Source organism: Dolomitihabitans soli (assembly GCF_022213955.1).
GTDB lineage: Bacteria > Actinomycetota > Actinomycetes > Streptosporangiales > Streptosporangiaceae > Streptosporangium_A > Streptosporangium_A soli.
Genome location: NZ_JAKNTW010000021.1, coordinates 59,690 through 73,601 on the forward strand (window position 1 = coordinate 59,690; position 13,912 = coordinate 73,601).

Here is a 13,912-nt window from a genome sequence, read left to right on the forward strand (position 1 = left end):
GGTCGCCCGAGCATGACCGCCACATCCACCGACCGGCTGGTCGCCGAGGCGCTCGCCGAGGCCCGTTCCACCCGGCCGGTCGACCCGGACACCTCCGCAGGCCCGGCCAGACAATCCTGGGCCGGCGAGCCGACCGATCTCGCGGCCGAGGGAGGTGCTCTCGACCTGGGACACCTGCTGGCGACCTCCCTCAAGGCCGGACCGGTCGACCGTACGGCCGAGCCGGTCGACCCTGGCGACGGCGTCTCGACGCGGCTGCGACCCGCAGCGTCTGCCGGCGGGCTGCACCCGGTCAACGCCCATCTACTGGTCGGCCCGGGGTGTTCGGTGCCGCCAGGACGCTATGCGTACGACCCACTGGAGCACCGGGCTTTCCGGCGCGGCCCCGCACCGGCCAATGCCCCTCGCGGGATGGTCGCCGTGCTCACCGTGACCGTCCAGCGAACCGCCTCCCATTACGGCCACCGCGCCTGGCCACTGCTGCTCCTGGACACCGGACACGCCGTGGCCGCCCTGGCCATGGCCGCAATCGCCCACGGCCACCATGCCCGGCTGACACTGAACGTCAACGCGGCGAGGCTGGCCGCTGCCGCCGGGCTGCCCGGGCCCGACCGGTGGAACGCCACATGGGCGGGTACCACAGCGGAACATTCGCTGGCCGCCGTGCACATCACGGTCCGCACCCCGGCCGATCAACCCGGCCACCTCACCCCCTGCCCGCTCACCACTTGGGCCGCCGAGCCGTTGGCGACGCGCCCGGCAACCGGCCCCGCGCCGAGTCCGGCCGGGCATCGCGCCGGAGCGGTGCTGATCGCCTTGTCCCGCACCACCGCCCCCGCCATCTGGTGGCCAGCCGAATCCTCGTTCAGTGGCGAGAAGTCGTCCTTGGCGCAGGCCATCGCCAACCGCCGCAGCGCACCACCGCCCCTGCACGGGCAGCCAGATCCCGGCGCTCTCGCCGCCGTGTTGTCCGCAGCAATCAACGCCGGCCCGTACGGTCCGGCCTGGTGTGCCGCCGTCGGCATGCCCCCGGGCCTGGTGACCGCCGATCCCTCAGAGCCGAAGGCGCTCCGCCCCATCGCCAGTGGAGAGGCACGGCCGACGCTGGCCGTATGGGCGGCTCGGCAAGGCTGGCTATCGCAAGCGGGAGCCGTACTCCTGGCCGAGGGAGTCCCGGACTCGGCTTCCGCCGAGCAGATACGCGTCGAGCATTTGGCCGCGGGTTACGCCGCCGCCTGCGCGGAGCTCACCGCGACCGCTCTTGGTCTGCGCACCCGGCCGATCGGCTCCTGGCAGGCCGCCGATCTGGGAGCCTCGCTCGGCGGCCCGGCTGGGCAGCGATGGGTCATCCACGGTCTCGCGCTTGCTTCTCCCTTTCGACCTTCCCCTCCGTCTCACTCCCGGAGCGACCGCCGATGATGCTGCATCCCGAGCTGCTGCGTGCTGCCCGTACCGCGCCGGCCACGCTGGTGCGCGCTACCGCATTGCTCACCGCGGTCACCGCCGCCCATATCGCCCAGGCCACACTGCTCGCCCTCACCCTCGCCGACATCGCCGGTGACCGCACCGACCGGCTGTCCGTCCTGCTCGTCGCGGTAGCCGCCGTGCTGCTCCTGCGCGTGTTCCTCATCAGGTGGCAGCGACTGGCCGCCGCCGACGCCGGTGCGCGGATTCGGTCGATCCTGCGCGACGAACTGCTCGTCCAGGTCGGTCGCCTCGGCTCCGCCCACAGCACCGCCGCCCGCGCCGGAGCACTGCGCGCGACCGTCGTCGACGGTGTCGAGGGCGTCAACATCTACCTGTCCCGCTACCTACCGCAGTTCGCAGTGGTGTGCCTGGTCACACCCACGCTCCTGACGTGGATCGCCACCATCCACGCGTGGGCGGCCGTCGTCCTCACCGCGGCCGTGGCCTCGGCGCTCCTGCTTCCACGGCTATGGGATCGCGCGCTGGCCGAACGCGGCAAGGAGCACTGGGACAGCTACGAGGACTTGGCCGCCGACTATCTGGAAGCGCTCCAGCAGATGCCCACCCTGCGCGCCACCGGAGCCGTCCACCGTAGGCGTCAAAGGCTGGAAATCCGGTCACGCCAGCTGCATCGGGCCATCGTCGCCAAACTCCGGGTCTCGCTGGTCGACACCGCCCTGACCGACATCGCCATCCAGGCGGGCACGCTCGGCGCGGTCCTGTTGGCCTGTGTGTCGGCCGCCACCGGCCGCGCCACCGGGGCCGAGTCCTATCTGCTGCTGACGCTCGCCTCCGAGTGCTTCCGGCCGTTGCGCGACCTGTCCAGGGAATGGCACGCCGGATACGTGGGTCTCTCCGCAGCCGACGGTATCGCCGCGCTGCGCACCGCCCGGCCCGCCGTGCCCGACACCGGCACGCTCGCGCTCTCGTGGCCGTCGCCGCCTGCCCTGTCGTTCGCGGATGTCCGCTTCACCTACCCGGGCAGCGACCGTCCTGCTCTCGACGGCGTCGGCTTCGAATGCCCAGCGGGCCGTACGACCGCGCTGGTGGGTCCATCGGGCGCAGGAAAGTCCACGCTGCTGGCGCTCGTGCAACGTCATCACGACCCTGATGCCGGGGCGGTGTCGCTCGACGGCGTCGACATCCGCGAACTGTCTCTGGCCGCGCTGCGCCGTACCGTCGCCGTGGTCTCCCAGGAGACCTATCTCTTCGCCGCCTCCATCTCCGACAACCTGCGGCTGGCCGATCCCGACGCCACCGACCAGCAGCTCATCGCCGCCTGCCGCGATGCCGGGATTCACGACGAGATCATCGCGCTCCCCGGCGGTTACGCGACCGTTTTGGGCGAACGCGGCGCAACCCTTTCGGGCGGTCAGCGGCAACGCCTGGCCCTCGCACGTGCCCTGCTCTGCGACGCCCCGGTCCTGGTGCTGGACGAGGCCACCAGCGCGGTGGACGAACACCGCGAACACCAGATCACCCGAGCGCTACGCCGCGCCGCGCAAGGCCGGACCTGCCTGATCATTGCCCACCGCCTGGCCGCCGTCCGGGACGCCGACCGGATCGTGGTCCTGGACCGCGGCCGTGTCGACGCCGTCGGCGACCACCGGACGCTGGCCGTCGCGGGCGGTACCTACGCCGCACTGGCCACTGCGGACCTGCGCGACTGATCGCCGAGGAGTTCCATGAACCCCCAACCGCCCACCCGGCGCGTCCTGCGCGGGCTGCTCCCCGCGCTTCGGCCGCACCGCCGAATGGTCGCCCGTACGATCATCTCCTGCCTGATCGACCAAGCCGCGCTCGTCGTCCTGATCACCTGGCTGGCCCATATCGTCGGACGGGCCGTCATCGACCGCGCCGCACCCGATCTTGCCACCGTCGGCATGCTCGGCGGGCTGGTGCTGCTCCGGGCCGTCGCGACATGGCGGCAGATGGACCTGTCGCACGACCTGGCCTACCGCGTGCTCGCCGAGTTGCGGGTGCGCATCTACGACGGTCTCGCCCGCAGCGCGCCCGCCCGCATCGCCGGTCGCCGTAGCGGTGACCTGGCGGCGACCGCGATGAACGACATCGAGACACTTGAGTTCTTCTACGCCCACACCACCGCTCAGTTGTTCGCCTCCGGACTGGTCTTCGTCTCCGGTACGGCTGTGCTCGGCGTGGTCGACCCCTGGCTGGCGCTTGCCGTCCTGCCCGCGGCCGCCGCCCTGATGGTGCATCCGCTGCTCGGCGACCGTGGCCGTACCGTCCGTGGGAAGCAGGTCCGCACCGCCATGGCCAGTCTCTCGGCCGATGCCGTCGACACCGTGGACGGCATCCGTGAACTACTTGCCAACAACGCCCTCGGCCCCCGCCGTCGGCAGCTCGCCGCCGCCAGCCGCCGACTCGCTCTCGCACAGCGCGCCGAGGCCCGTCACGACGGCGCCTTCCTCGCTGTTCAAGACATCCTCGTGGTACTGGCTCTGATCGCCGTGATCGCCGCCATCGGGACCGCGGGCGACAGCCCGCACGGCGCGTGGGCTCCTGCCGCGCTGGCACTGGCCGTCTCCGTCCTGGCACCGGTGGCCGCCGGTGCCGACGCCCTGCGCCAGGCCGGCAGCCTGCGCGCCGCCGCGGCACGGGTGATGGCCGCGATCGACGCCCCGCCGACCGCACCGCCCCCGCCTCGGCCGATTCCGCTTCCCGACGGCCCGGTCAGCATCCGGCTGCGCAACCTTCATTTCTCCTACGGCGACGTCCCCGTGCTGCGCGGCCTGAATCTTACCGTCCCACCGCGCCGCACCATCGCCCTTGTCGGAGCCTCCGGAGCCGGAAAAACCACCCTTGCCCACCTCCTGGCCCGCTTCTGGGACCCCGCGGACGGCACAGTCGAGCTCGTCACCACGGAGAGAGCCGTCGACCTGCGCGATCTCACCGACAACGAACTGCGCTCCGCTGTCGCGCTGGTCGGCCAGGACGCCTCCCTGTTCCACGGCTCGCTTCGCGACAACCTGCGGCTGGCGGCACCCGACGCCGATGACGACCTGTTGAACCGCGTCATCAGGCAGTGTGGTGTCGACCGGATCGCCGCCACCTTGCCCAACGGCCTCGACAGCATCGTCGGAGAACGCGGCGCCACCCTCTCCGGCGGTCAACGAGCCCGCGTCGCGCTTGCCCGCGCCCTGCTCACCGACCCCAAAGTCCTGATCCTCGACGAAGCGACCGCCCACGTGGACACCGTCGGCGACGCCGAACTCGCCCGCCTGCTCATCGGGCGGGACGCCACCACGATCGTCATCGCGCACCGCCCGGCCACCATCCGCCGCGCCCACCACATCGCCGTCCTCGAGAACGGCCAGGTGGTCGAAGAAGGCACCTGGGACACCCTCACATCCACCGACGGCGCTCTGAGCCGGCTGCTGGCCACCAGCGCGTCACACGGGCGAGGGAGGCATCTCGGATAGATAGCCAGCTCCCTGCATTCCGCGGCCGTTAGGATGGACCTGACCTATCGAACGGCGCGCAACCATCACAACCCGATGGAGCCGCACGCCGCCACCGCCCCATGGAGCGGCCATCGGCTCACCGTCTGGGACAAGACCCAGTGGGTCATGGGTTCGCAGGCCGAGCTCGCCGCCGTGTTCGGCATCCAGCGACAGGACCGCCCTGGGCCTCGACCCCACAGGCAGGACACAGTGAGCAGCACCGTGGGATTGCCCCGCCTGCTCTCGACGGCCGCGCAGGTACTGGAAGGGTCGGCGAGGTCCCGCCGGTCACGATCACATGCGATCAGGCGATCCTGCCGCGCGGGCGACGCAATGCCACACCGGCTCGGCATACCCCTGGTCGCCGAGCGCGGCCACCGGCTGCTTCAGCAACCCGTTCAACCGCCGGAAATCACGGGTGCCATCCGGCCGCAGGTCCGGCTCCAGCTCGGCCGGATGCCGCCATCCGGCCACCAGATGCGGATCCACATGCTCATTCGCCCGCCCCGGCCCATACAGGTAATAGATCAACCCCTCCACCCGGGACCCACGCACCACCTTCCCGATCACCGCAACTGCTTCCGCACCGCTTCCGCGATTCCGTCCAGCCTCCGCACCGTCCGCACACACGCCGCAGCGTACGGAACCAGATCCCCCGCCACCTCACCCGTCGCGTTCAACGCCGCAACCGCCTGATTCAGATTGACCCCGATCCGCCGCACCTGATTACCGGCCCGCATCAACACGATCAACGCCTCCCGCAACGGATCCGGCATCGGCGGATCCACCTCCCGCGCCGCCGCCAACACCGCCAGCGCCGCGTACGCCCCGCGCGCCAACCCGAGCCGCTGCGCCGCGGCCTGCACATCAGCGTGCTCATCCTCGGTCAACACGAACTTCACCACCCGCGACCGAGCCACCCCCTGCCGTTCCCGACGCCGCCGCACCGGCCCGACCACCGGCCCCTGGCCTTCATCAGGCATCCCCGATCACATCCCCCGAACGGACCGCGCCCGGTCCCTGCCGATCAGCACCACCCGCACCCAGCTGCGGAAACGTGGCGCGCCCTGATCAGCAGCGTGCATCGCCGGACCCCGCCGGGTCCAGAGATAAAGGGACGTTAGACATATCTTGCTTCGCTACGGCACAGCCCGGCACGAACCTGCCCGAAGACTCAGCGGCATGCACATGCCTGCTGGTGGCACGCACTGAATTGCCCGGCGTTCTTGTCGGCGCCGCATGCCACCATATGGCGAAACGATCAAGGAGGTTCCTGTGACCGACCCCCTCGCCCCGTTCCGTTGGTTGGAAGCTTCGCCGGGAGACCGCGACGATCTGCTGGGCGAGATCTTCTGCGTGTCCTTCTTCCGCCGGCTCGACCCCGCCGAGGTGCTGCACCGCTTCGGACTCGCAGGGCGCGAGATGACCTTCGACGAGCTCAGCGAGAAGGTCGAGAAGTTCATGCTGGAGACCGGTGGCGGGGATGGTGGCGGGTACGTCGGTGTCGCCCCCGTCGGTGAGTGGAGCGTGGCCCTGGAACTGTCGGGCTGGAGGGCGATGCTGTCCGAGACGGCGGCTGGGCTGTCAACAGGGTGCGAGTTGGTGGCCGTAGGGCGGCACGACTACGCCGAGCACGGCTTCGTCTATGCGGTCGACGGCCAGATCGTCACCAGCTTCGCCCCGCACCAGCCGGACATTCGATGGGGCGACGACCCGGATCAAATCAACGAGCTCATGCGGGAAGCCGGCTTCCCGCCGGACGCACTGGCCGACGATGCGGAACAGGCGGCATGGGATGACTTATACGCCAACGGGATCTCACGGGCGTTCTGTCTGGCAGCCAAGATCACCGGCGTAGTGCTCACCCCTGACATCCTCAGCCGGCCCCTGCTCGTCGGCTCCATCAGTCAGTGAGCACGAGAGGCGTTTGCCACCAGCCCAACGCCTTTACATTGTAGATCGCGGCCGTAGTCTTCTCCCGACGGGAGCCAGCCTCACAGCGTCAAGACCACTTATGGCGGTTCAACTCCACGACCACGCCGATGCCGGAACAACCCGATCCAGCGGCCCCGCTGACGGCCCGGGATGGCGAGTGACGTCTGGTCCCGGGGGCAAATGGGGGTCAGATAATCAAGAAGGCCGGACCCGCGACACGCGGTCCGGCCTGTGACCTGGAGATATATGGTGGGCGATACTGGGGATCAAACCAGTGACCTCTTCGGTGTGAAGCAATCACGGCATCGACTCGACATCGTCGCCACCCCCACCCCTTCCACAGCAACTGTCCACCGTTGTTTGCCAACGGCCGCGAGCATCCATGGCGGTTGTCACTCGGTTGGTCACTCGGTAGCCGCACACCGTAACGGCATCCGTCGTAGCGGCCTTCGGTTGGTACGACGGATGCCGCATCAGCACGTTACTGAGATACGCGCAACGCGTCTCTGTTATGCATGTGGACCGGGTGGCTACTTGATCACGTACATCGCAACCAGAGCTGAGACCTGGCTCATGACCTGCTTGATATCGGTTCCGGTGAAGCCGATCCATGCGAGAGCCAGTGAGGTGATCTCAGCGAATAGCCGGAAGATGGCTGTGCTCAAAGTGAGTTAGAACAAGCGCCGCGCGGGAGATATCGCCGATTCCGCTTTCCAAATATAGCGGGATTTGATTATCAAAAGCCACCAACGCTGACGACTGACCGATTGAAGTTCCTGACCATTGTGAGCTCCAGGAGGTCCATCGTCCGGGGGCAGGATCGCGCGATATACCGAAGACATACCGGCGGTCTCTAGCCTGGCTGGAGCTGTCACCGACCTGGTCGGCCGCCGGCGGCAGTCCAGAGCCGATCACATGGAGGATCCATCTCGTGAAGTTCAAGAGCCTGCCTAAGGCATTCGGCACGGCCGCGGTCGGCGCGCTCATCGCGGCCACCTTCGTCGTCGCCAACCCCAGCGCGGCGGCGGCGGCGAGCTTTAACTACGACGCGCCCACCAAGGCCACCGACGTGCGCACATTCAAGGAGTACGTGGCACCCAGCGGCGCGCGGCTCCAGCTCCGCATGGGCAAGTACAAGGGATCGTGGTACCGGTGGGGCCGCACGTCTAACCCGAGCAGCAACCTCAACAAGACCTACACCCTGTCATTCGGGCGGGTCGGCAACCCTTCTGCCTGCCCGAACGGCCACTCTGATGTGGACATCGACGGTACCTCGTACACGGGCGCGCTGAAGGTCACGAGCGCCCCCTCCCCCTACTGCACCTACAAGGTCGCCTGGATGAACAGGGAGGGGTCCCATCAAAAGTGGCTCGAATGGAACGGGAAATGACCGGTTGTAGCTGAGCGCCATCTCATGATCAGTGGTGGCCGCCTCCTGCACGGGCGCGAATCGACGTCCACGCACCGATCAAACAACCCTCAGACAACCAGATCCTCAGCCCGGACAACCGCACCTACAACCGGCTCCTACGAGCGGTATTAGATCGACTATAACGGGAGTACGACGCCTCCACGGCAGATCAATCTGTCGAAAAGGGTCGTTTATTGTACAGGCATTTAGCGTTTGGGTGTACGTACACCTTCTGCCCAAACTTGCAGGTCAAAAGCATGACGCCCCATATAAGTGTGCTGCTCAGACCCATTGATAATCCCGATTATCAATGGGTGATAGCGATCAGTTTCATTTTGGACACACTTGCAATGGATGCGACTTTATGGGGGGTTTTGAGACTTGTGTCTGATTGTTAGACCCGTTCTCCCCAGCTACTAGCCACCTGCATCCGGCGAGGCGAGACGGCCCGGGACGCTCTTCAAGGCGACTCGCGCATAGCCGCCGTGTCGCATGGAAACTTAGGATTCATGGCACCTCTCGCGGGTGCCAGAGACGGGGGGTGGGGGAGTTACAGGTCAATGGAGTGCCCGCACTTCTGGCACCCGCCCTGGCACCCCTCGTGGCACCCCCGCTGGCACCCCCCTGAATTCGACCTGGCATCCCGCCTGGCACCCCTGGCAGCAAGATCAAATGCTTGGGGGATGCATCCCACGCGCAGCCGTGCGCGCCATCCAGACCAACCCGCCGGCTACTCCCCCAGAGGCGTTCAGGGGCCGTTCTGCGTGAGTCACGCGGGGAAGGCGTCGGCCCCGAGCACCACGTCGGCCAAGTTAGGCCGCCAGAGGGGAGTTAGATCGCTAACCCCAGTCCCAATGGCTCCGTAACCCATGCCGACCTCGGGGAAGTTAGCGAGTTAGCTGAGTTGAGTCGGAGTCTCTCGCCCAGCTGCGGACCCCTGAGAGCGCTGATATCGGCGGGCTGGGGAGGTAACTCAGCCGCTACCAGGTAGCGGCATCGCTACCGCAGCCGCTACCGGAGCGACGTGCGGAAACGACCGAAGGTAGCGGGTAGCGGCACACGCCGTAGACGACACAGAACCATCCCCTGGCCCTCCTTCGAGGGATGGCGCTCCGCTACCGCTACCCCTGCACGGCGGTGGTGAAGCCCGACGCACATGGCCAGATGGCGCGCGGGAGGTTGCCCATCGCGCGGAACGCGTAGAGAGCGCGCGAAGCGACCCTTCTGGATTGGTCTTCACGTCTCTAGGTCTAGACCCTGACGCCTCTAGACCTAGAGGCTCCTCTAGAGGCTGATTCCGTGATCCACCTGCGGTCTAGGGCCTAGAGGCCCGTAGGCGACAACCGCCGTGAACGCCCCCGTGGCGCTCTCGTGAGAGCTGGGGTGCCACGTGGGAGAGTTACAGGGAGACCTCCGTGACACCCAAATGTGGCGTCTCAAGGTGCCGCTAGACCTAGCACCCTGAACCGCTAGGTCTAGCACCCCCGCTAGCGTCGAAACCGACCGTTGACCTGGCATCTAGCACCTAGCAGTCCCCCGTCAGGATGGCCCCATAGGGGACTTTCCGCCGCGCTCGCCGATGAAGGTTCCTTTGGCGGGCAGCGTCACGATCAGACCGCGCTCGCGGAGTTCCACCATCGCGCGTCGTACGGTGCCGAGCGCTACGCCGTACTCCTCAGCCAGAGCACGCTCACCCGGTAGACGCGAGGCTGGGCGGAGTTCGCCGGCGTCGATGCGTGCGGCGATATGGTCGGCCATCGCCGCGTAGACGTACACCGCGCCCTCAGGGTCGAACGGTGGAACGCCCTGGTCATCTCCCATAGAGATCACGTTAGAGCGGCCTTGAGCTGCACAAACAGGCAGGTAGCGGCATGCCGCTGTACACCGCTCTATACCGCGTCATACGATCGATGGATGAGCGGGCACCCCCTGAACGAGGTAGCGGGCACAGACAGCGTCTGCATCGCCTGTGAGACTCCGGTCATCAGGGCGTACAGCGTGTACATCGGCCTGCTCTGGGTGAGCATCGCTCCCCAAGGTGCCAAGATTCCGCCGACCCAGTGCCCTAAAGCTGAGTACAGGTTCGGCGTGTACGGCCCGCATAGGGCAACACCCCCCGATTGTCCTGCTCAGGGAGCGTCACCTCCCAGGTAGGAAAGGTCCCGCCGTCTGCTTGCCCGACATGGAGTGGCCGGCAGATGGCGGGGCCGCACCTTCCCCCGCGGGGGGGTTATCCGGGGGTGCTCCGTGGGGCATCCATTGCTGGTCAGCGGCCAAGCGAGCGTCACCAACGCGCCAGCTGGATGGGCCAGTCTTAGTGATTCCGCCTTAGAGCCAGTAGCTCAGGCTGCGTCCTTACCCAATCTTCTTCACGAAAGACCTGATAAGCGGACTCTCGAATTACAGGATCTACGACCAATGACACAAAATCCTCGGGAGTTGTTCCACAGAGATTCCGCAGCACTGCCGAAGAGTCGAGTAATCCCTTGATGAGCGCGCGCTGGTTGATCAGACGTCGAGGCGATCCGGCCTCTGCCATACAGCCATGCCTGCCGACGTAGGCGTAGCATGATGAAAGGCGTTGACCCGGAGGAAGCTGCACGTAGAAGGAATCAGGCAATGAGTGGCGATAGTAGTTAGGCTCAGTCGCGTCTAATGCCTGCAATTGCTCATCGTCGAGCCATAGTACAAATAGCTTGGATACCTCGCCTGGGGATACCACAGGCGTCGCTGGTATGTAACCAGCCTTATTGATGTGCGCAGACACCCCGGGGAAGATCCCATGGACGTCGGCGATAGTCATAGGGACTACCGCCCGAACTGAATGATTGATGAACTTACGTCTCAGCTGACTAGGCGAGGCATTGGACCCTACAGCCACCACACGGTGACGGTCGCCCATGAGACTGAGGTGAAGACTGCGTCACGACCGCTGGCTACTCAAGCTGACCACCACCTCCGTACTGTGCGCGGGAGCCGAAGGCGTGTACGCCTTCGTCACCCCCAGCGGCCGGATCCTCTCCTCAGCCGGCGACGACGAGATCGCCATTACGGCCCGCTGTCTGGCGGGAGCCCGACGGCCATGACCGGTCACCTCGGCCGCGCCATAACCATCGCCACGTGCCTGGTCGCCCCGCTGTTGCTGGCCTTGGCCGTCCTCGGCGGCATCGGCTCCTTCGGCACCATCAGCAAGCTCGCGCAGCCCTGGTTCGGCGCCTGGTCGTGGATCGTCCCGGTCGGAATCGACGTGGGCATCATCGCGCTGCTGGCCTGGGACCTGCTGATGGAGTTCGCCGGCCTGGCCTGGCCGGTACTGCGCTGGGTCGCCTGGAGCTTCATCGCCGCCACCGTCGTGCTCAACATCTCCGCCGCGCACGGCGACCCGGCCGCCGCCGTCATGCACGCGGCGATGCCCCTCCTGTTCGTCACGGTGGTCGAAGGGATCCGGCACCTCATCCGCCGCTGGGTCGGCCTGACCACCAACACCCGCCGCGAACGCGTCCCGCTCTCCCGATGGGCGCTGGCACCACTGTCGAGCTGGATGCTCTGGCGGCGCATGGTGCTGTGGAACATCACCAAATACCCCAACGGCCTCGAACTCGAATACGTCCACCTGCTCGCCGTGTCCCGGCTCAAGGAAGAGCACGGCCGGTGGCTATGGCGCTGGAAGGCGCCGCTCTCCGATCGGGTAGCCCTGCAGTTGCACCCAGCTCGGACCGCGTTCCCCGAGGACCTCCCTGAACCACAGTTGCCGATCGCCGAACGGGACGACGCGCTGATCGAGGCCGCCCAGAAGATCCTCGCCGAAGCCGAGCACGACGGAGTACGGCTCAGCCAGATGGACCTCGCGGCCCGACTTCGCGCCCAGGGTCACCGCATCGCCAACGAACGTCTGCGCTGGCTCGCCACCGCCGTCGGGCTCCGGCCAACCCGGGAATCGGTGTAGGCGAATGCTCTACACGATTCACCAGGAGGCTGAGCGGTTCTACCTCTCACGCCGCCCCGGCAGCTGGGTCCCCGATTACCTGACCGCGCGAGGCTTCGACGAGGCCGTCCAGCACGACTGGCGAATCGGGTACGCCCCCAACCGGTGGACCGACCTCACCGATCACCTACGCGGTCTCGGATTCCCAGACAGCGCGATCAAGAGCTCAGGACTGGCCTACGAGCCCAAACGCGGCGGGCTCATCGACACCTTCCGCGACCGCGCCATGCTGCCGATCACACGGCCCGACGCAACCACCATCGCCTTCATCGGCAGATCCGCAAGCGGCGAGCCGAAGTATCTCAACAGCCCCGAAACGCCGATCTACCACAAAGGCAGCACCCTGTTCGGGCTCGATCGGGTACGGCACGGCGTCCGTCCCGTTCTCGTCGAAGGACCGCTGGACGCCATCGCGATCACCATCACGGCACCCACAGAATTCGCAGGTACAGCCCTGTGCGGCACAGCACTCACCCCACACCAGGTGGACGCGCTCGCGCAGGTCTCCGATCAGAAGGTCGTCATCGCGCTCGACGGTGATCCCGCGGGGCTCGCAGCGGCGATCAGGGCCTACAAGGTGCTCGACGCCGACGCCGTACGCTTCCCCGACGGCCGCGATCCGGCCGACCTGCTGCGCCGCGGCGAGCTGGGTACGGCTCTGCGTCACCGAACCCAGCCGCTGGCCGACCTGGTCATCGATGCCACGATCGACCGCTGGAGCGGTTCCCTGCACTTCGCGGAGGGAACAATCGGGGCGATGCGAGAGGCCGCCACGGTCATCGTCCGCCTGCGTCCTGACGACGTCGCCCGGCAAGTCGATCGAGTGGCCACGCGCCTCGGCCTGGGCTGCGACGCGGTGACCGAAGCCGTCACCGATCTCGTCGCCCCACCGCTGGCCAAGGTCGACTTTCCCAACGTCCCGACGCCCGGCGGCACATCCGTACCCACCAAGGGGAGAAGACACGATGAACGCATTCGAGCACCACGCCGACCCACTCGGTGAAGCGACCGGCGAAGGCCTCGGGCGGGCCGTGCGGCTGACCTCCATCGGCGCGACCTTCATCCAGATCTTCGCCCAGATCCGGGCGGAGCGAGAACGGCTACGTACCGAGCAGGCCGAAGGGTCGGCGCACGCCAACCGGGATCAGCAAAGGGCGGCCCAGCAGGCGCATCGTCTGCGGTGGGCTCCCGCCCACGATTCGAAATGGTTGAGAACCGCTGATATGGCGCAGGTGGCTCGAGCGTGGGGCGGTGCGGTGCCGTACGTGGACAGCGACGTCAGCGCCGCCCACGCCGTACGCAAATGCGAGGAGCGGCTGCGCGAGCTCCACCCGCATGCGATGGAGCACTACGACCGTCTCCGCTCCGACGGACTGGGAGCGGTTGAGGCCATGCAGAAGGCGGCGCCGTTCTTCACGCGCGACCCGAACGTGCGGACAGGTGATCCGGCGCCGGCACGCGCGGCCGTACTCTCAGCGAAAGAAAGCCCGCAAGCGGCGCGCCTGGCACAGGCCGATTTCCCGCACAATGTCGGTGCATCCGTCCGCGCTGCCACGGATCGCAGCGCCACCCCATCCGGCACTCGCTCGCCAAGCTCCACCCAGCATCCAGGACAGAATCGCGGCGTGTAATCGACCGACTACGCAATGA

At 67.2% G+C, this 13,912-nt stretch carries 11 protein-coding genes and 1 pseudogene; 9 read left to right on the plus strand and 3 right to left on the minus strand.

Annotated elements, in window-relative coordinates; translation table 11 throughout:
• The first annotated feature begins 12 nt into the window (after positions 1 to 12).
• The 4 genes and pseudogenes from MBA17_RS33145 to MBA17_RS50645 all read left to right on the plus strand — a co-directional run.
• On the plus strand, positions 13 to 1,419 hold the full coding sequence (locus tag MBA17_RS33145; RefSeq protein ID WP_238501020.1) for a nitroreductase family protein: 1,407 nt from the start codon (positions 13 to 15) through the stop codon (positions 1,417 to 1,419).
• The gene (locus tag MBA17_RS33150) at positions 1,416 to 3,137 is read left to right on the plus strand and encodes an ABC transporter ATP-binding protein/permease (protein ID WP_238501021.1); all 1,722 of its coding nucleotides are present in this window, start codon (positions 1,416 to 1,418) and stop codon (positions 3,135 to 3,137) included. The genes MBA17_RS33145 and MBA17_RS33150 overlap by 4 nt, the downstream gene beginning before the upstream one ends.
• 15 nt (positions 3,138 to 3,152) lie before the next feature.
• Positions 3,153 to 4,910 (plus strand): ABC transporter ATP-binding protein, encoded by a 1,758-nt coding sequence (locus MBA17_RS33155; protein WP_238501023.1) that lies wholly within the window; start codon positions 3,153 to 3,155, stop codon positions 4,908 to 4,910.
• 12 nt (positions 4,911 to 4,922) lie between these two features.
• A pseudogene (locus MBA17_RS50645) lies at positions 4,923 to 5,093 on the plus strand (molybdopterin cofactor-binding domain-containing protein); the annotation flags it as partial.
• Between the two features lie 132 nt (positions 5,094 to 5,225).
• On the opposite strand, the gene MBA17_RS33160 reads toward MBA17_RS50645, so the two are convergent.
• Both MBA17_RS33160 and MBA17_RS33165 read right to left on the minus strand, forming a co-directional pair.
• A complete protein-coding gene (locus MBA17_RS33160) occupies positions 5,226 to 5,501 on the minus strand; it encodes a hypothetical protein (RefSeq protein ID WP_238501024.1) in 276 nt (91 codons plus the stop codon).
• Positions 5,498 to 5,914: a hypothetical protein gene (locus tag MBA17_RS33165; protein WP_238501025.1), complete on the minus strand. Its 417-nt coding sequence runs from the start codon at positions 5,912 to 5,914 to the stop codon at positions 5,498 to 5,500. Before MBA17_RS33165 ends, MBA17_RS33160 begins: the two co-directional genes overlap by 4 nt.
• Positions 5,915 to 6,206: 292 nt before the next feature.
• Here MBA17_RS33165 and MBA17_RS33170 point away from each other — a divergent pair, with 292 nt between their 5' ends.
• Both MBA17_RS33170 and MBA17_RS33175 read left to right on the plus strand, forming a co-directional pair.
• Positions 6,207 to 6,845, plus strand: coding sequence for a DUF6461 domain-containing protein (locus MBA17_RS33170; protein ID WP_238501026.1), 639 nt, complete (start codon positions 6,207 to 6,209; stop codon positions 6,843 to 6,845).
• A 952-nt stretch (positions 6,846 to 7,797) separates the two neighbouring features.
• The gene (locus MBA17_RS33175; RefSeq protein ID WP_238501027.1) at positions 7,798 to 8,256 is read left to right on the plus strand and encodes a hypothetical protein; all 459 of its coding nucleotides are present in this window, start codon (positions 7,798 to 7,800) and stop codon (positions 8,254 to 8,256) included.
• 1,560 nt (positions 8,257 to 9,816) lie between these two features.
• Here the strand turns inward: MBA17_RS33175 and MBA17_RS33180 are convergent.
• The gene (locus MBA17_RS33180) at positions 9,817 to 10,098 is read right to left on the minus strand and encodes a winged helix-turn-helix domain-containing protein (RefSeq protein WP_238501028.1); all 282 of its coding nucleotides are present in this window, start codon (positions 10,096 to 10,098) and stop codon (positions 9,817 to 9,819) included.
• 1,261 nt (positions 10,099 to 11,359) lie between these two features.
• Here MBA17_RS33180 and MBA17_RS33185 point away from each other — a divergent pair.
• The 3 genes from MBA17_RS33185 to MBA17_RS33195 are packed head-to-tail and all read left to right on the plus strand — an operon-like array spanning position 11,360 to position 13,893.
• On the plus strand, positions 11,360 to 12,223 hold the full coding sequence (locus MBA17_RS33185; protein ID WP_238501030.1) for a DUF2637 domain-containing protein: 864 nt from the start codon (positions 11,360 to 11,362) through the stop codon (positions 12,221 to 12,223).
• Positions 12,224 to 12,227: 4 nt separating this feature from the next.
• Positions 12,228 to 13,265 (plus strand): toprim domain-containing protein, encoded by a 1,038-nt coding sequence (locus tag MBA17_RS33190; RefSeq protein ID WP_238501031.1) that lies wholly within the window; start codon positions 12,228 to 12,230, stop codon positions 13,263 to 13,265.
• Positions 13,228 to 13,893 (plus strand): hypothetical protein, encoded by a 666-nt coding sequence (locus MBA17_RS33195; protein ID WP_238501032.1) that lies wholly within the window; start codon positions 13,228 to 13,230, stop codon positions 13,891 to 13,893. Before MBA17_RS33190 ends, MBA17_RS33195 begins: the two co-directional genes overlap by 38 nt.
• The last annotated feature ends 19 nt before the right edge of the window (positions 13,894 to 13,912 follow it).